Below are 16,063 nucleotides of genomic sequence, written 5' to 3'. Positions count from 1 at the left end.
CTCTATTTGGCAAGGAAGGTGAGGCCCAGCGTGCGCTCGACAATGGCCATGACGGCCACTGTGAGCACCATGAGCATGACCGAAACCGAGGCGACGGTAGGATCGAAAAACTGCTCCATATGCGCGAGCAGCTGAATGGGGAGGGTCGAAATGCCCGGTCCTGTGAGGAAGATCGAGATCGACACATCGTTGACCGAGGTGATGAAGGCCAGGATGAAGGCCGCGATCACGCCCGAGCGGACATTGGGCAGGAGCACGGTGAAGAAGGTCTTCAATGGCGGCGAACCCAGGCTGATCGCGGCTTCCTCGATGGAAAAATCGAACGAGGCGAGCGAGGCCGAAATCACCCTGATCACATAGGGCAGGATCAGGATCGTGTGGCCGATGATCAGCGACAGAAAGATCGGCGCATTGAACTGGAAGGCGAGGTTTTTCAAGAGCGAAAAGCCCAGCACCAGTTCGGGCACCAGCACCGGCAGCACGAACAGGGTCGAGAGCCAGCCCGGCAGCTGGATGCGGTAGCGGCTCATGGCGTAAGACGCCGGAATACCGATCAGCAGCGCCACGAAGGTCGAGATAACGGCGACCTGCAAACTCGTGAGAATGGTGCGCCGGAAGGCGTCGATCTCAAAGATGTTCTGGAACCAGCGCAGGCTAAACCCCTGCGGGGGGAAGGTGAGGAATGTCGTGTCGCTGAGGGCTGCGCCCACCACGATAACGAGCGGCCCCACGAGGAACAAAAAAACGAGAGCGGTGAAGCCGATCAGGGCGGGATGGATTTTTGTCGGCATCAGACGGTCATCGGGTTGAGGCGGCGCGCCGCGGCGTTCATGGCCATGACGATGGCAATGGTGATCACCACCATGATGGCGGCGATGGTGGAGGCACTCACCCAATCGAAGGTGACCATGGCCTGCTGATACATCAGCGTGCCCATCATCATCACCTGCTCGCCACCGAGAAGCTGGGGCGTCGCGTATGAGGTAAAGCTGCCGGTAAAGACCAGCACGGCGCCGACGATCAGGCCCGGCACAGCGAGCGGCAGGATGACCTGGGTGAACGTCGCCCAGGAATTGGCGCCGAGCGAGGCCGAAGCCTGGATCAGATCATCGGGAATGGCTTCGAGCACGCCGACAAGGGTGAGTACCATCAGCGGTACGAAAAGGTAGACCATGGCAACGATGACCGACCCCTGCGTGTAGAGCATGGAGAGCGGCTCGGCGATCACACCGAGATTGATCAGCGTCGAATTGAGAATGCCGTTCTTGCCAAGGATAATCAGCCAGGCGAACGAGCGCACGACGACGCCCGTCAGCAGCGGGAAGACTGCCGCAATGATCAGGATGGATTTGAGCCAGCCCGGGGCGCGCGAAACGACATAGGCGGTGATAAAGCCGATGACGACGGCGATCAGCGTGACGATCAGCGACACGTTGATGGTCCGCAGCAGCACCGTGCGACGGAAGCCGCTGCCGAAGAAGGCCTGATAGGTCGCGAACGGCCCGCCCGGCGTGCCGAAGGTGGTGTAGATAGTGGCTGCAACGGGAGCAACTAGTCCCAGCAGCACCAGCAGGGTTGCCGGCGAAGCCAGCGTCCAGCCTGCAAAGCGTTTCATCGCCTATGGCCTTTTCCTTGGTAGCCCCTCAACCACCGCATTACTCTTGCCGCCTTGCGACGCTTTTTTCCACGTCAGCGACATTCTAAGGAGCCAAGCTCTAGAGGGATTCCCGCATCCGCGGGAATGGCTCCGTGAATTGGCTGTGGATAGTCATGCAGAAAGGAGGGTGGGGGAAGCGCGCCTCCCCCACCTGAAAATCTTACATGCCGAAGATTTCGTTCCAGCGATCGACCCAGCCGCCCTTGGCGGCATTGAGCTTGGCATAGTCGACGCGCTGCAGGCCGGCGATCACGTCCGCACCATAGGTCCAGAGCGCTGCCTGTTCCGGCGTCAGGGTGACCGAGGTATTGACCGGAGCATCAACGCCCTGTTCGGCCAACTGCTGCTGGATTTCGGGCGACAGGATGAAGTTGATGAACTCATAGGCCAATTCCGGCTCGGCAGCACCCTTCGGAATATTGACCGTGTTGAGCGTTGCGATCGAACCTTCGGACAGGTCAGCCCAGACGACGGTGGGAACCGCGGCCTGGATCTGGGCCAGGGTAAAGTCCTGAGCGATGGCCGCGGTGACTTCGCCGGTCGAGAAGAGATTGATCATCTCCGAGCCGGTATTGTAGTTTTTCACCACATTCGGCTTCAGCGCTTCAACGCCCGCAAAGGCGCCATCGGGATCCGCGAAGGCATCGACGCCCTGATGGTCACCGGCCTTGAGCACGACCATCGGACCGGCCGTGGTGGTGATACCCGGCAGCGACAGGGAAGAGGCGAGGTCTTCGCGCCACAGGTCGTTCCACGAGGTGATCGGAGTCGTTACCTTGGCACTGTCATAGACGACGCCGACGCGGCCGATCGAATAGGCCGGGCCATAGCCGCCCTGCGGGTCTTGGGCGAGATCGTAAGCGCCTTCAAGGTTCGGGAGCTTGGTGCGATCGAGTTTCTGGAACAGGCCCAGTTCGATGCCCTGCTGGCTGAAATTGTCAGTGAAATAGGCCACGTCGACGCCAGCGCCATCGCGGATCTGCAGTTTGTTCAGGCGCTCGCCATTATTGCCGGTTTCGAACTGGATTTCGCAACCGCACTTTTCGCGGAACGGGGCCAGAATGATGGATTCGAGCTTTTCGCCGTTAAAACCCCACCAGGAGATGGTGAGCGTCTTGGTCTGCGCGAAGGCAGGCGTAGCAAAAGCGGCCGTGGCGGCAAGGCCAAGTGCCAGAGTGGTTGCAACGATACGTGACATGTCTGTTCCCTGTTCCAGCAGGCTTGGGACCGCTGGTGATTGAGTGTGCTCCCTCGAATTTCAGCCTATTTTTGCGGCCGAGTTAACACAAGACTAATTTGTAGGCTTTCGTCGCAATCCGCATGAAATCGCTGCTCTATTCGGCGTCGTCCTTAACGGCCTCCATCGAGACATGCGTGCTCGTATGGGCAACATGCGGTAGGGCCGAGATTTTTTCGCCCAGCACCTCGCGATAGGCGGCGATATCCTTGGTGCGCACCTTCAACAGATAGTCGAAACTGGACGCGATCATGTGCGCCTGTTCGACCTCAGGCAGGGCGCGCACGGCCTTGTTAAAGGCTGCAAGCGCCGCCTTGCGCGTATCGGAAAGTTTGACTTCCACAAAGGCGACATGGGGCAATCCCAGTCGCTTGGGATCCACGACCGCGCGATAGCCCAGGATATAGCCCTCGGCCTCCAAACGCTTGATCCGCGCCTGGCATGGAGTCTTGGAAAGATTGACCCTGCGGCTCAGTTCGGCGACGCTGATGCGGCCATCACGCGCCAGCTCATCAAGAATTTTGCGGTCGATCTGGTCTAAAGTTTCGAGAGTGACGGTTCTCATGGTGCTTTCGCCTGCCTAGTCAGGCAAAATTACCACCGTCGTCGCGTTGCGGCCATACAAATAGGCGAAACGACTTCCCGGCTTCTGGCATTTTAAGGCAACGCTTTTGAGTGCTCTTCCATGACCGACACGACCGCCTTTCGCGACTCCATGCGCGCCCGTATCTATGCGGATGAAAACATCCTTGTTCCCCAGCTGATCGAGGCCACCGGCCTTGATGCCGCGCAACGCCAGACCATCTCCGGCCATGCCGAAAAGCTGGTGACATCAGTCCGCACCGGCAACAAGCTCGGCCTGATGGAAAGCTTCCTCGCCGAATATGGTCTCGCGACCGACGAAGGCGTGGCGCTGATGTCGCTGGCCGAAGCGCTGTTGCGCGTTCCCGATGCGGAAACCGTCGACATGCTGATCCACGACAAGGTTGGCGGGTCTGACTGGGCCAGCCATTTCGGCGGCTCCTCCAATTCGCTCGTCAATTTCTCCTCCTGGGCGCTGAACCTCACGGCTGACGTGCTCGGCGATCCCGAAGTCGGCCCCAGGAACGCGCTGCACCGCGCCGTTGCCCGTCTCGGCGAACCGGTCATTCGCACCGCCGTCGGCCAGGCCATGCGCCTCCTCGGCAGCCAGTTCGTCTTTGGCCGCACCATCGACGAAGCCGTCACCAATGCTAAAAAGCCCGAAGCATTGGGCTATCGCTATTCTTACGACATGCTCGGCGAAGCCGCCCGCACCGCCGAAGACGCAGAGCGCTACTTCAACGCTTATTCGGATGCCATCGCGACGCTCGCCCCGCACTGCACCTCCTCGGCGGTGCGCGACAATCCCGGCATTTCCGTAAAACTCTCCGCGCTGCACCCACGCTACGAATATGCCAAGCGCGAGCGCGTCCTAACCGAACTCGTTGAAGCCACTCGGCAACTGGCTATTGCCGCCCGCGAAGCGAACATGGGCTTCAATATCGACGCCGAAGAAATGGATCGCCTCGATCTCTCGATGGAAATCATCGAGGCCGTGCTGGCAACACCCGAACTCGCCGGTTGGGAAGGCTTTGGCGTCGTCGTTCAGGCCTATGGCAAGCGCGTCCTGCCGCTGATCGACTGGCTCGATGCCACGGCCGAAAAGTACGATCGCAAGATCATGGTGCGTCTGGTGAAGGGCGCCTATTGGGATGCCGAAATCAAGCGCGCCCAGGTACTCGGCCTGCCGGGGTTTCCTGTATACACCCGCAAAGCCATCACCGACGTCAGCTACATCGCTGCGGCGCGAAAGCTGTTTTCCAAGAAGCGCGTCTATCCTCAGTTCGCCTCGCACAATGCCCACACGGCCGCTGCCGTTTTGCATCTCGCCGCCGAAGCAGGACGCCTCAACGACACCTATGAGTTCCAGCGCCTCCACGGCATGGGCGAGCGCCTGCACGAAGTGCTGCGCACCAACCACGGCACGCGTACGCGCATTTATGCGCCGGTCGGTCCGCACAAGGATCTGCTGGCCTATCTTGTGCGTCGCCTGCTCGAAAACGGCGCCAACGGCTCCTTCGTCTATCAGATCGCCGACGAGGACATTCCGGCCGCCAAGGTTGCCGAAGACCCGATCGCCAAGCTCCTCGCGCTCGACACCTTTGCCAACCCCAACATCCCGCTGCCCGATGCCGTCTTCGGCGCGCGCCGCAATTCGGCTGGTCTCGACCTGACCGATCCGCTGGCCTTCGGCGCCGTGGAGGCGGCCCGCGAAGCCTTCTGCAAGACTCAATGGCTCGCAACACCGCTGCCGCTTGCGGAAGCCTCAAGCGAAACCACGCCGGTCATCAACCCGGCGGACCCGACCGACATCGTTGGCCAAGTCGTTTCGGCTTCGGCCAAGGGCGTCACCGCGGCCATCTCTGCCGCCGTCGCCAGCACCTGGCCGCAGACCGCCGCCGGCACCCGCGCCGAATTGCTGCGCAAAACGGCCGATCTCTACGAGGCCAACCGCGCCGAACTCTTCGCCTTGCTAGCCCGCGAAGCCGGAAAATCCTGGGCGGACGCGGTGGCCGAAGTGCGCGAGGCCGTGGACTTCCTCCGCTACTACGCCGACGAAGCCGAGACCAAGCCGCTGGCGGCTGCCCGCGGCCCCTTCGTCGCCATCTCGCCATGGAACTTTCCGCTCGCCATCTTCTCCGGCCAGATCGCCGCGGCGCTCGTCGCCGGCAATCCCGTGATAGCTAAGCCCGCTCCACAGACCCCGCTCATTGCCTTCCGCGCCGTGCAGCTCATGCACGAAGCCGGCATTCCGACGGACGCCATCCAGCTCATGCCGGGCGGCCCCGACGTCGGCACAGCACTGACCTCAGATGCCCGCATAGCCGGCGTCGCCTTCACCGGCTCGCTGCCGACCGCCCATCGCATCGATCGCGCCATGGCCGAGCATGTCGATGCCAAGGCGCCGCTGATCGCCGAAACCGGCGGCCTCAACGCCATGATCGTCGACTCGACCGCGCTGCCCGAACAGGCGGTGCGCGACATAATCGCGTCGGCTTTCCAGTCCGCCGGCCAGCGCTGCTCGGCCCTCCGTGTGCTCTATGTGCAGGAAGATGCAGCCGAGCGGACCATTGAAATGCTCAAGGGCGCGATGGACGAACTGACCCTCGGCAATCCCTGGGATCTCGCCACCGACATCGGCCCCATCATCGACGAGCCGGCGCGCAAGAAAATCGAGGCGTATCTGAAGGTCAACGCCACAAATGTGATTCACGCCATGAAGGCGCCCGCCGCTGGCACCTTCGTTGCGCCCACCGTTGTAAAGGTCGGTGGCATCGGCGAAATCCCCGAAGAAATCTTCGGGCCGGTCCTCCATGTCGCGACCTTCAAGGCCGACGAGCTCGATAGCGTCATCGACGCCATCAACGCCTCCGGCTATGGCCTGACCTTCGGCATGCACACGCGTATTTCGAGCCGCGTAAAGAAGGTCTCGGCCGCAGTTCACGCCGGCAATATCTACGTTAACCGCAACCAGATCGGTGCCGTCGTCGGCTCCCAGCCTTTTGGCGGCGAAGGCCTCTCCGGCACCGGCCCCAAGGCCGGCGGTCCACACTACGTGGCTCGCTTCACCAAGGGTCATTCCGGTCTGCAATCCGCCGCCGAAACCCTGCCGGGTCCCACCGGCGAAAGCAACGTGCTGCACGTCTCGCCGCGCGGAACCCTCTTGTGCCTCGGCCCGACCGAAGCCGATATTTCGGCCCAGAAGGTCATGGCCGGCCAGGCCGGTTGCGTGCCGCTGGTCGCCTCGCTGGACAAGGATATGCTCGCCGTCGCCACCTTCGACGCCGTCGCCTGGTTTGGCGATGACGCGACGCTGTCAACGATCCGCAAGACCCTAGCCGGTCGCGACGGCCCGATCCTGCCAATCCTCACATCAACCGAAGACGTGGCCCGCTTGCAGCACGAACGCCACGTCTGCATCGACACCACGGCGGCCGGCGGCAATGCCACGCTGATCGCCACGGCAAGCTGAGGCTAACCCTCCCCTTGGCACCGGCAGATCCCTCCCCCTATTAGGGGGAGGCTAGGCGGGGGTAACGGCAACCACGGAGACAAAAAAGCCCGCAGCAACCGCCGCGGGCTTTTGTTTTTCTTACCTGAAGTTCAATCTCACCAGGCGACAGCTGCCGCCAATTTCGCCGGGATCGACAGCACCGCCTTGATCTCCGCCACGCGCTCGGGCGTGTAGTAGCCGGTCTCGTGCAGCATATTCACCGTGCCCACCAGTTCGCCGCCGAGGATCACCGGCATATTCACCACCGACTGGCAGCCGAGCGAATTGATCAGCTCATAGTCGGGAAACACCTTGGCGATGTCTTCGATCGTGTTGGCGACGAAATAGGCGTGCTCTTTGTGCACGATGTCGAACCAGGCGTCATAATGGATCGGTTTGGTGCCCGAGGTCGGATAGCTCGCGGCATCGCTCGTATAGGCGCGGCGCGCAACTTCATTGGTCATATCGACCGTCATATAGGTGAAAAGCTTCACGCCAACCGTCGCTTCGGCCAGCGTCTGCAGCGCGGCAAAAGCCGCCTCGACGCCCTTGGTCTCGGCAATGGCAGCATCGAATGCCGCGAGGGCGGCGGAATGGTCAGTCATATGGGCAAGTCCTTGGTCTAAAATTGTTAGCCGGCCGTCGCTGCGAGGAGCTCGCGCGAATAGGGCTCCCTGAGTTCGCCCTGCTTGAGCTGGGCGACATCGGCAATTTCAACGATCCGGCCATGCCGCATCACGGCGAGGCGGTCGCAGAGAAAGCTCACGACGGGCAGGTTATGTGTCACCATCAGGAAGGTGAGGTTCTGTTCCCGGCGCAGGCGCTTCAACAGATTGAGAATTTCCGCCTGCACCGAAACGTCGAGCGCCGAGGTCGGCTCGTCGAGCAGCAGCACTTTGGGTTCGAGCATCAGCGCCCGTGCAATGGCGACGCGCTGCCGCTGGCCGCCGGAAAGCTGGTGCGGAAAACGAAACCGGAAACGCTGGTCGAGCCCGACCTGCTTCAGCACCGCTTCGACGCGTTCGTCGCGATTGCCGATGCCGTGGATGGCGAGCGGTTCGGACAGAGCAGAATCGATCGTCTTGCGCGGATGCAGCGACCCATAAGGGTCCTGAAACACCATCTGTACCTGGCGCGACACATTGCGGTCGACGCGATGGGTGCGCGGCGTGCCCAGCACCGAAATCTCGCCGGTCCATTCGGGTGCGAGCCCGGCAATGGCGCGCAGGATCGTGGATTTGCCCGAGCCGCTCTCACCCACGAGGGCAAAACTTTCGCCTTCCGGCACGTCAAGGTTGACCCCATGCACGACCTTGGTGTCGCCATAGGAAATGTCGAGATTTTTGAGGGTAAGTGCGCTCATGTGCCCGCCCATTGTGTCCGGTCGAGCACCGGCAATTCGTCGCGTGTTTCGTTCAGCACTGGCATGGCCGCCAGCAGCCCGCGCGTATAGGGGTGCTGCGCCTGATCGAGCTGCCCCGCCGCGCATTCCTCAACCACTTGCCCCGAATTCATCACCAGGATGCGGTCGCAATAGCGGCTGACAAGCGCCAGATCGTGGCTGATCAGGATCAGGCCCATGCCTTTACGGGTGACGAGATCATCGATGATGTCGAGCACCTGCGCCTGCACCGAAACGTCGAGCGCCGAAGTCGGCTCGTCGGCGATGAGCAGCTCCGGCTCGGGAATCAGCATCATGGCGATCATGACGCGTTGGCCCATGCCGCCCGAAACCTCGTGCGGATAGAGTTTTGCCACGCGCTCTGGATCGTTGATGCGCACGGCCGTCAGCATGTCGAGAATGCGCTGCTGCACTTCCTTGCGACCCAGCTTCTGGTGCGTCACCAGCGCTTCGGCGATCTGCTGCCCGACGGTCATCACCGGGTTGAGCGAAAATTTCGGGTCCTGCATGACCATGGAAATGCGGGCGCCGCGGATGGCGCGCATCTGTTTTTCGCTCTGGTCGAGAATGTCGATCCCATCGAAATGCAGCTTGTCGGCGGTCACTTCACCCGGCTTGCGAATGAGCTTCAGGATCGAGCGGCCCGTCATCGACTTGCCGGACCCGCTTTCGCCCACAATGCCCAACCGCTCGCGGCCGAGGGTGAAGGAGAGCCCTTTCACGACCTCGACGCGGCCGGAATGCGTCGGAAACGAAACGCGCAGATTTTCGACTTCAAGGAGAGGCGCGCTCATGACTTGCCCTCGCTCTTGGGGTCGAGCACATCGCGCAGGCCGTCGCCGAGGAAGCAGAAGCCGAGCGAGACGATGATGATGGCAAAGCCGGGCATGGTGGCGACCCACCATTGATCGAGAATGAAGGTGCGGCCACGCGAAATCATCGCGCCCCATTCGGGCAGCGGCGGCTGTGCGCCGAGGCCGATGAAGCCGAGGCCCGCTGCGGTCAGGATCACGCCGGCCATATCGAGCGTCACGCGCACGATCATCGATGAGGTACAAAGCGGCAGGATGTGCTGCACGATCACGCGGATCGGCCCGCCCCCGGCCAGCTGCACCGCCGAGATATATTCGGCATTGCGAATGGTCAGCGTTTCAGCGCGCGCGATGCGGGCATAAGCCGGCCACGAGGTGACGGCGATGGCGATGATGGCATTGTTGATGCCCGGCCCAAGCGCCGCCACAAAGGCCAGCGCCAGGATCAATTTGGGCAGCGACAGGAAGATGTCGGTAAAGCCCATGAGGATCTTATCGACCCAGCCACCAAAGTAGCCGGCAATCGCGCCAATCAGCAGCCCGAGCGGCGCCGAGATCAGCGCCACCAGCAAGACGATGGTGAGAGTAATCTGCGAACCCCAGACCACGCGCGAAAAGATATCGCGGCCAAGCTCATCCGTGCCCATCCAGTTGACGCCCGAGGGCGGCAAGAGGCGCTGGCTCAGGTTCTGCCCGGTTGGCGAAAACGGCGCGATCCACGGCGCAAACAGCGCCGTCAGCAGCAGCACGAGAATGATGACCCCGCCCAGTACCGAAAGCGGATTGCGGAGGAGGGCGGTGAACACCCGATAGGCGCGCCCGGCATTAGCCTGCCAGCGCGAAGTGGGGGAATCGGCGAGAAGCCAGGCGCGAGTGGTCATTAGCGTGCCCTCGGATCGAGGACGCGATAAAGCACGTCCGAAACTTTGTTGATGACGATGAAGACGGCGCCGATCACCAGCGTCGAACCGAGCACGGCATTCATGTCGGCATTGAGCAGCGCCGTCGTCAGATAATTGCCGATGCCGGGCCAGGAGAACACCGTCTCGATCATCACGGAACCTTCGAGAAGGCCGGCATAGGAGAGCCCGATAACCGTAATCAGCGGCACGCGAATAGGATTAAAAGCGTGGCGCCAGATGACGATCCGCTCCGGCACGCCTTTGACGCGAGCGGTGGTGACGAATTCCTGGCTCAACTGATCCAGCATAAAACTGCGCGTCATGCGAGCGATATAGGCAAGGCTGAAAAAGCCCAGCACCGACGCTGGCAGAATGATGTGCCAGAGCGCGTTCATAAAAATCTCGAACTCGCCCTGAATGAGGCTGTCGATCAGGATCATGCCCGTGATTGGCGTCACCAGCCCATCAAAGAAAATGTCGAGACGACCCGGTCCACCAACCCAGCGCAGCCGCGCATAGAAGATGGCGAGACCCACAAGCCCCAGCCAGAAAGCCGGCACCGAATAGCCAAGCAGACCAACGACGCGAATGGCCTGATCGAGCCAAGAACCCTGACGTGCCGCAGCGGTCACCCCGAGCGGTACACCGATGACGACGCCGATCAGAATACCCAGCGTCGCCATTTCAAATGTTGCGGGGAAAAACCGGCTGAGATCGTCGGCAACGGCGCGGCCGGTCGAAACCGATCGTCCGAGGTCACCCGTAAAAACGTTCACCACATAGGAGAAAAACTGTTCGTAAAGCGGCCGATCAAGCCCCATGGCGATTTTGGCCGCGTCATACTGCGCCTGTGTTGCGCGGTCGCCGACCACAGCCAGCACCGGATCGATCGGGATCACGCGCCCGATGAAGAAGGTGATGGCCAGGAGGCCTAAAAAGGTGAGGAAAAGTGTGATGAGGAAGCCGGCAATAGCCGTGGCCTGACGCCTGGCGCGCCTGCCAGATAAATTTGGCCCCGTTGGTGAGGTCAGTGCGGGCTGTTCTGTCGTCACACGAAATCCTCTTGCAAGAACAAGGTTTTATTGCCGCAAGCTGAATCTCTTGCGGGTTGCAAAACCTTCACATTTCACTTTCACCATACAAGAAACTTTGCTTATATCAAAAAAATTTTGGTGGGACGGATGGCACAGAGCGCTCTGGCAGATGTGGAGCAGGGGCACCCGAAAGTGGGTGCGCTCATTCGTGCGCGCCGTCGTCAGCAGCATATGACGCTCATGGATCTGGGTACCGCCGCCGAGGTTTCGGTGGGCTATCTCAGCCAGGTTGAGCGCGACCATGCCACGCCCTCGCTCGGCACGCTCGCCCAGATTGCCCGGGCCCTTGGCGTTTCCATAGAGTATTTCGTCGCAGCCCCCGCGCCGCACAATGCCTTGACGCGGGCAGGGGAGCGCAATCGCTTCTCGCTTGACGGCTCTTCGATCATCTACGAGCGCCTTGGCGCCGATTTTCCGGGCAATCAGCTTTCGAGCTTCATCATGCTCGTGCCGCCCGGCTACCGGTCGGAGACCGTTGCCCACGAGGGCGAGGAAATTCTCTACGTGCTCGAGGGCGCCATCACCCAGCGCCTCGACGGCGAGGAGATGGTGATGAAATCAGGCGATAGCCTCCATTTCCGCGGCAACCGCCCCCATTCGTGGTCAAACCACACCGATCAGCCTGCCAAGCTCCTCTGGACCGGCACGCTTGCCCTTTTCCGCTCTACCGCGCGCCCCCCGCGCCCGGTGGTCGCGAAACCCAAAACCGGCGTCAACAAGCCGGTCCGCAAAAAAGTCATTTCAAAGGAGAAACGCACATGAAACTCTTCCGCGCTGCCCTCTTGGCATCCGCGCTCAGTCTGCCGCTGGCAGCTGGCGCCGTCTACGCCGCGACCCCAGCCGATGCACTGGTGATCGCTCAGAATATCGACGACATCGTCGCGCTTGATCCCGCCCAGGCCTATGAATTCTCGGCCGGCGAAATCAACGCCAACCTCTATGACCATCTGGTGCAGTATGCCGCCGAGGACACCACTGTTCTCGCCCCCGGCCTTGCTTCGGAATGGACTGCCGACGAAGCCGCCAAGTCGCTGACTTTCACCATGCGCGAAGGCGCTACCTTCGCCTCGGGCAATCCGGTCCGCGCCGAAGACGTGCACTATTCGTTCAAGCGCGTCATCACGCTCAATCTGACCCCGGCTTTCATCCTGACTCAGCTCGGCTGGACCCCGGAAAACATCGACGAAATGGTCACCGTTGACGGCAATACCGTCACCGTGAAGTGGACCGGCGATTTCGCTTCCGCCTTCGTGCTGAACGTGCTCGCCGCCCGCCCGGCCGCCATCGTCGACGAAGTGCTGGTCTCTCAGCACGTTGAAGGCGAAGACTGGGGCAATGCCTGGCTCAACACCAACTCGGCCGGTTCCGGCCCCTATGTGCTGACCGACTACCGTCCGGCCGAACTCGTTCGCCTCACCGCCAACGAAACCTATTTCGATGGCGCTCCGGCCATGAAGCAGGTGCTGATCCGTCACGTTGCCGAAGCCGCGACCCAGCAGCTGCTGCTGACCTCGGGCGATGTCGATATGGCCAAGAACCTGACCCCCGACCAGATCGCCGGCCTGCCGGCCGATACGGTCAAGGTCGAGTCCTACCCGCAGGCTGCCGTCCACTTCCTCTCGTTCAACCAGAAGACGGAATCGCTGACCCCGCCGGCCGTGTGGGAAGCCGCGCGTTACCTCGTCGATTATGACGGGATGACCGAGACCTTCCTCAAGGGCCAGATGGAAAAGCACCAGGCCTTCTGGCCCAAGGGTTTCCCCGGCTCCTATGACGAAACGCCATATAGTTACGACGTCGAAAAGGCCAAGCAGATCCTGGCTGACGCCGGCATCCAGACCCCGATCAACGTCACTCTCGACGTGATCAACTCGACCCCGTTCACCGACATTGCCCAGTCGCTGCAGGCCGGCTTTGCCGAAGCCGGTATCAACTTCGAAATCCTGCCCGGCACCGGTGCTCAGGTGATCACCAAGTACCGTGAACGTACCCACCAGGCCATGCTGCTCTATTGGGGCCCGGACTTCATGGACCCGCACTCGAACGCCAAGGCTTTCGCCTACAATTCGAACAATGCTGATGACAACTACACCGCGACCACGACCTGGCGTAACGCCTGGGCCGTGCCGGCCGAGATGAACGACGAAGTCAACGCCGCTCTCGCCGAGCCCGACCAGGCCAAGCGCAACGAGCTCTACATCGACCTCCAGAAGAAGGTTCAGGCCGAAAGCCCGATCGTCATCATGTTCCAGGCCGAGCTGCAGATCGGCATGGCCAACAATGTCGAAGGCTATGTGAACGGCTCCAACTCGGATTTCGTCTACTACCGTCTCGTGACGAAGAACTGATCCAATACGGTCGCGGGGCCAAAATCCCCGCGATCACCAATGGCGGCGATTGTCCCTCGGTCGCCGCCTGCGGAGCCGGACACCTCCTCCCGTCCGGCTCCGCCCATTTTCCCTCAGAGCTCCTCACCCTAGCCCTTGGAAAAAGAGGGTTAGGGTGAGGGGCTTAAAAGCCCAAAACCAGTTTTGAGACCGACAATGAACCCCGCGCTCACCACCCGCATGGCCAATCTCCGCCGCCGCATGGCCGAGACCTCAACCGATCTCGTGGCCATCGGCCCGTCGAGCCACATGCGCTGGCTGGCCGATCTCTCGCCTCATGGCGACGAACGCCCCGTCATGCTCTTGGTCAGCCAGACCTATGCCGGCTTCCTTATGCCCTCGCTCAACGTCGATTCCTCGCGCCAGCATACCGATCTGCCCTTCTTTCCCTGGGCCGATGCCGAGGGCCCGGGCGCCGCGCTGGAACAACTGATCGAAGCAACCGGGATTTCGCGCGAAAATCCGTCGGTCGTGCTCGACGAAACCATGCGCGCCGATTTCGCTCTGCTGCTGCTCGACGCGCTGCCGGGCGCCAAACGCCGTTTCACCCAGGATACGGTCGGCTATCTGCGCTCGCGAAAAGATGAGGCCGAGTACAAGCTGATCAAAGCCGCACACCTGCTCAACGATCGCGCGGTGGAAGCGGCCTTCGCCGCTCTAAAGCCCGGCATGACCGAAGTCGACGTCGCCACCTTCATCGGCGAATTCTACAAGGCCAATGGCGCCACCACCGAGTTTTGCTCGGTCTGCTTTGGTCCCAACGGCGCCTTCCCGCACCACCACACCGGCGCGACCCAGCTTAAATCAGGCGACGCCGTGCTGATCGACACCGGCTGCCGCCTCGACGGTTACCCGTCCGACATGACCCGTATGGGCTATTTCCAGTCAGCGCCCGAGGGGTATGGCCAGATCCACTCGATCATCGACCGCGCCGTGGAAGCCGCCATTGCCGCTGCAAAACCCGGCGTCGTCGCCAGCGACGTCGACAAGGCTGCGCGCGATGTCATCACCGCCGCCGGCTACGGTCCCAATTTCCTGCACCGCACCGGCCATGGCCTCGGCATCGACGTGCACGAAGCGCCCTACATCACCGGCACCAGCGAAACCGTGCTCGACGAAGGCATGGTCTTCTCCATCGAGCCGGGCATTTATCTCCAGGGCAAGTTTGGCCTCCGCCTCGAAGAAATTGTCATCATCCGCAACGGCAAAGCCGAAATCTTCTCGGAAATGCCGCGCACTGCCGTCGCCGCGGGCTGATGTCGCCGGTTCTGGAAACCGAGCGGCTAACCCTCCGCCGCCATCAGGTCGCCGATTTCGCGGCCTGCTGCCGGCTTTGGGGCAATGCTGAAGTGACCCGCTATATCGGCGGTCGCCCCAGCACGCCCGAAGAAGTCTGGTCGCGCATCCTGCGCTATGCCGGGCATTGGGACCTGCTCGGCTACGGCTACTTTGCCGTGGTCGAAAAGCAGTCCGGCAGCGTGATCGGCGAATTCGGCCTCGCCGATTTTCATCGGACCATCGAGCCACCGCTGAAAGAGCCCGAAGCCGGCTGGGTTCTGCATCCCGACTATCACGGACAGGGCCTTGCCGTGGAGGCGCTCACGGCGCTGCTGGCCTGGGCAGATGCGCAAGATATGGCGCGCACCTGCTGCCTGATCGACCCGGAAAACACGCCCTCACTCAGGCTGGCGCAACGCATGGGATATGTGGAAGAGAAGACAATCTCCTACCACGACAAGCCGTCGATTTTGCTGGCGCGCCGGTAGGCGGATGGGGGAGCCTTTTCACCTCTCCCTTTGGGGGAGAGGTCGGCCCGCAGGGCCGGGTGAGGGGGCCTTCCTCTCGCTTGATGCTTACCAAAGGCCCCTCACTCGCCGCTTCGCGTCGACCTCTCCCCCCAGGGGGAGGTAAAGATCAAAGCCCCTTGGCTACTTCCTCAAGCTGCGCGGCACAGAGCCCCCAGCCCTCGTGAAAGCCCATCTTCTCGTGGCCTTCCTTGTCTTCCCTGGTCCAGTGCCGGGCGACCGCGGTGTAGCGCGTCTTGCCGCCTTCATCCTCAAAGGTCAGCGTGCAGGTGAAAAACGGCTTTCCCGATGGCTTCCAGTCGCCGACATAGGCATCGGTAAATACCAGCTTCTTGTTCGGCACCACTTCGAGATACTGGCCGGGATTAGGATATTCATTGCCCGCCTCGTCGGCCATCACCACCTCGGTGGCGCCACCTACACGGAGGTCTACAGTCGCCCGCGGCGTGCTCCACGGCTTTGGCGCGAACCACTTCACCATCAGCGCCGGATCGGTCCAGCAGCGATAAACCGCTGATGGCGGCGCGTCGATCAGGCGGGTGAGAACGAGGTCGCGTTCGCTATCGATAGTATTGTCGGTGCTCATCTTTTGCTCCCAGGCATTTCGCGTTGATATGCCCAAACGACGAAGCGCCCAACGCGCCTTCGACATTCTGTGATGAAAATTTCTCGCGGCAGGAAGCCGTGCGACG

The 16,063-nt window shown here is 61.6% G+C and carries 15 protein-coding genes; 5 read left to right on the top strand and 10 right to left on the bottom strand.

Annotated elements, in window-relative coordinates; all coding sequences use genetic code 11:
• Positions 1-2: 2 nt before the first annotated feature.
• The 4 genes from ASD83_RS06140 to ASD83_RS06125 form a co-directional block, all read right to left on the bottom strand.
• Positions 3-791 (bottom strand): ABC transporter permease, encoded by a 789-nt coding sequence (locus tag ASD83_RS06140; protein ID WP_200946463.1) that lies wholly within the window; start codon positions 789-791, stop codon positions 3-5.
• Positions 791-1,615 (bottom strand): ABC transporter permease, encoded by an 825-nt coding sequence (locus ASD83_RS06135; RefSeq protein WP_056308882.1) that lies wholly within the window; start codon positions 1,613-1,615, stop codon positions 791-793. The genes ASD83_RS06140 and ASD83_RS06135 overlap by 1 nt, the downstream gene beginning before the upstream one ends.
• A gap of 202 nt (positions 1,616-1,817) precedes the next feature.
• Positions 1,818-2,855: an ABC transporter substrate-binding protein gene (locus ASD83_RS06130; RefSeq protein WP_056308881.1), complete on the bottom strand. Its 1,038-nt coding sequence runs from the start codon at positions 2,853-2,855 to the stop codon at positions 1,818-1,820.
• 136 nt (positions 2,856-2,991) lie between these two features.
• Positions 2,992-3,459: an Lrp/AsnC family transcriptional regulator gene (locus ASD83_RS06125; protein ID WP_056308879.1), complete on the bottom strand. Its 468-nt coding sequence runs from the start codon at positions 3,457-3,459 to the stop codon at positions 2,992-2,994.
• A gap of 120 nt (positions 3,460-3,579) precedes the next feature.
• On the opposite strand from ASD83_RS06125, the gene putA reads away from it, so the two are divergent.
• Positions 3,580-6,948 carry a bifunctional proline dehydrogenase/L-glutamate gamma-semialdehyde dehydrogenase PutA gene (gene putA / locus ASD83_RS06120; RefSeq protein ID WP_056308877.1) on the top strand — a complete coding sequence of 1,123 codons (3,369 nt, stop codon included), beginning with the start codon at positions 3,580-3,582 and terminating at the stop codon, positions 6,946-6,948.
• 137 nt (positions 6,949-7,085) lie between these two features.
• Here putA and ASD83_RS06115 read toward each other — a convergent pair whose 3' ends face one another.
• From ASD83_RS06115 to ASD83_RS06095, 5 genes are read right to left on the bottom strand one after another with little or no spacing between them, the layout of a single operon-like run.
• A complete protein-coding gene (locus tag ASD83_RS06115; RefSeq protein WP_056308876.1) occupies positions 7,086-7,574 on the bottom strand; it encodes a hypothetical protein in 489 nt (162 codons plus the stop codon).
• A gap of 26 nt (positions 7,575-7,600) precedes the next feature.
• Positions 7,601-8,332 carry an ABC transporter ATP-binding protein gene (locus ASD83_RS06110; RefSeq protein WP_056309922.1) on the bottom strand — a complete coding sequence of 244 codons (732 nt, stop codon included), beginning with the start codon at positions 8,330-8,332 and terminating at the stop codon, positions 7,601-7,603.
• Positions 8,329-9,165: an ABC transporter ATP-binding protein gene (locus ASD83_RS06105; RefSeq protein WP_056308874.1), complete on the bottom strand. Its 837-nt coding sequence runs from the start codon at positions 9,163-9,165 to the stop codon at positions 8,329-8,331. Before ASD83_RS06105 ends, ASD83_RS06110 begins: the two co-directional genes overlap by 4 nt.
• Positions 9,162-10,064 carry an ABC transporter permease gene (locus ASD83_RS06100; protein ID WP_056308872.1) on the bottom strand — a complete coding sequence of 301 codons (903 nt, stop codon included), beginning with the start codon at positions 10,062-10,064 and terminating at the stop codon, positions 9,162-9,164. Before ASD83_RS06100 ends, ASD83_RS06105 begins: the two co-directional genes overlap by 4 nt.
• Entirely contained in the window at positions 10,064-11,056 is a 993-nt protein-coding gene (locus ASD83_RS06095) for an ABC transporter permease (RefSeq protein ID WP_244489127.1), read from the bottom strand. Before ASD83_RS06095 ends, ASD83_RS06100 begins: the two co-directional genes overlap by 1 nt.
• Positions 11,057-11,266: 210 nt before the next feature.
• Here ASD83_RS06095 and ASD83_RS06090 point away from each other — a divergent pair, with 210 nt between their 5' ends.
• From ASD83_RS06090 to ASD83_RS06075, 4 genes are all read left to right on the top strand, one after another.
• Positions 11,267-11,941, top strand: coding sequence for a helix-turn-helix domain-containing protein (locus ASD83_RS06090; RefSeq protein WP_056308871.1), 675 nt, complete (start codon positions 11,267-11,269; stop codon positions 11,939-11,941).
• On the top strand, positions 11,938-13,527 hold the full coding sequence (locus ASD83_RS06085; protein WP_056308870.1) for an ABC transporter substrate-binding protein: 1,590 nt from the start codon (positions 11,938-11,940) through the stop codon (positions 13,525-13,527). The genes ASD83_RS06090 and ASD83_RS06085 overlap by 4 nt, the downstream gene beginning before the upstream one ends.
• Before the next feature lie 195 nt (positions 13,528-13,722).
• Positions 13,723-14,823, top strand: coding sequence for a M24 family metallopeptidase (locus ASD83_RS06080; RefSeq protein ID WP_056308868.1), 1,101 nt, complete (start codon positions 13,723-13,725; stop codon positions 14,821-14,823).
• Positions 14,823-15,332 (top strand): GNAT family N-acetyltransferase, encoded by a 510-nt coding sequence (locus ASD83_RS06075; protein ID WP_056308865.1) that lies wholly within the window; start codon positions 14,823-14,825, stop codon positions 15,330-15,332. Before ASD83_RS06080 ends, ASD83_RS06075 begins: the two co-directional genes overlap by 1 nt.
• Positions 15,333-15,480: 148 nt before the next feature.
• On the opposite strand, the gene ASD83_RS06070 is transcribed toward ASD83_RS06075, so the two are convergent.
• Positions 15,481-15,957 (bottom strand): SRPBCC family protein, encoded by a 477-nt coding sequence (locus tag ASD83_RS06070; protein WP_056308863.1) that lies wholly within the window; start codon positions 15,955-15,957, stop codon positions 15,481-15,483.
• Positions 15,958-16,063 lie beyond the last annotated feature (106 nt).

The organism is Devosia sp. Root685 (assembly GCF_001427875.1).
Taxonomy (GTDB): domain Bacteria; phylum Pseudomonadota; class Alphaproteobacteria; order Rhizobiales; family Devosiaceae; genus Devosia.
Note: the sequence above shows the minus strand (reverse complement) of the source record. Positions and strands in the feature narration are given on the sequence as shown.

Coding starts and splice junctions, on each gene's coding strand:
- ASD83_RS06125 (WP_056308879.1), bottom strand. CDS start 3,459: ATGAGAACCGTCACTCTCGAAACTTTAGACCAGATCGACCGCAAAATT.
- ASD83_RS06135 (WP_056308882.1), bottom strand. CDS start 1,615: ATGAAACGCTTTGCAGGCTGGACGCTGGCTTCGCCGGCAACCCTGCTG.
- ASD83_RS06090 (WP_056308871.1), top strand. CDS start 11,267: ATGGCACAGAGCGCTCTGGCAGATGTGGAGCAGGGGCACCCGAAAGTG.
- ASD83_RS06115 (WP_056308876.1), bottom strand. CDS start 7,574: ATGACTGACCATTCCGCCGCCCTCGCGGCATTCGATGCTGCCATTGCC.
- ASD83_RS06075 (WP_056308865.1), top strand. CDS start 14,823: ATGTCGCCGGTTCTGGAAACCGAGCGGCTAACCCTCCGCCGCCATCAG.
- ASD83_RS06100 (WP_056308872.1), bottom strand. CDS start 10,064: ATGACCACTCGCGCCTGGCTTCTCGCCGATTCCCCCACTTCGCGCTGG.
- putA (WP_056308877.1), top strand. CDS start 3,580: ATGACCGACACGACCGCCTTTCGCGACTCCATGCGCGCCCGTATCTAT.
- ASD83_RS06080 (WP_056308868.1), top strand. CDS start 13,723: ATGAACCCCGCGCTCACCACCCGCATGGCCAATCTCCGCCGCCGCATG.
- ASD83_RS06070 (WP_056308863.1), bottom strand. CDS start 15,957: ATGAGCACCGACAATACTATCGATAGCGAACGCGACCTCGTTCTCACC.
- ASD83_RS06140 (WP_200946463.1), bottom strand. CDS start 791: ATGCCGACAAAAATCCATCCCGCCCTGATCGGCTTCACCGCTCTCGTT.
- ASD83_RS06110 (WP_056309922.1), bottom strand. CDS start 8,332: ATGAGCGCACTTACCCTCAAAAATCTCGACATTTCCTATGGCGACACC.
- ASD83_RS06130 (WP_056308881.1), bottom strand. CDS start 2,855: ATGTCACGTATCGTTGCAACCACTCTGGCACTTGGCCTTGCCGCCACG.
- ASD83_RS06105 (WP_056308874.1), bottom strand. CDS start 9,165: ATGAGCGCGCCTCTCCTTGAAGTCGAAAATCTGCGCGTTTCGTTTCCG.
- ASD83_RS06085 (WP_056308870.1), top strand. CDS start 11,938: ATGAAACTCTTCCGCGCTGCCCTCTTGGCATCCGCGCTCAGTCTGCCG.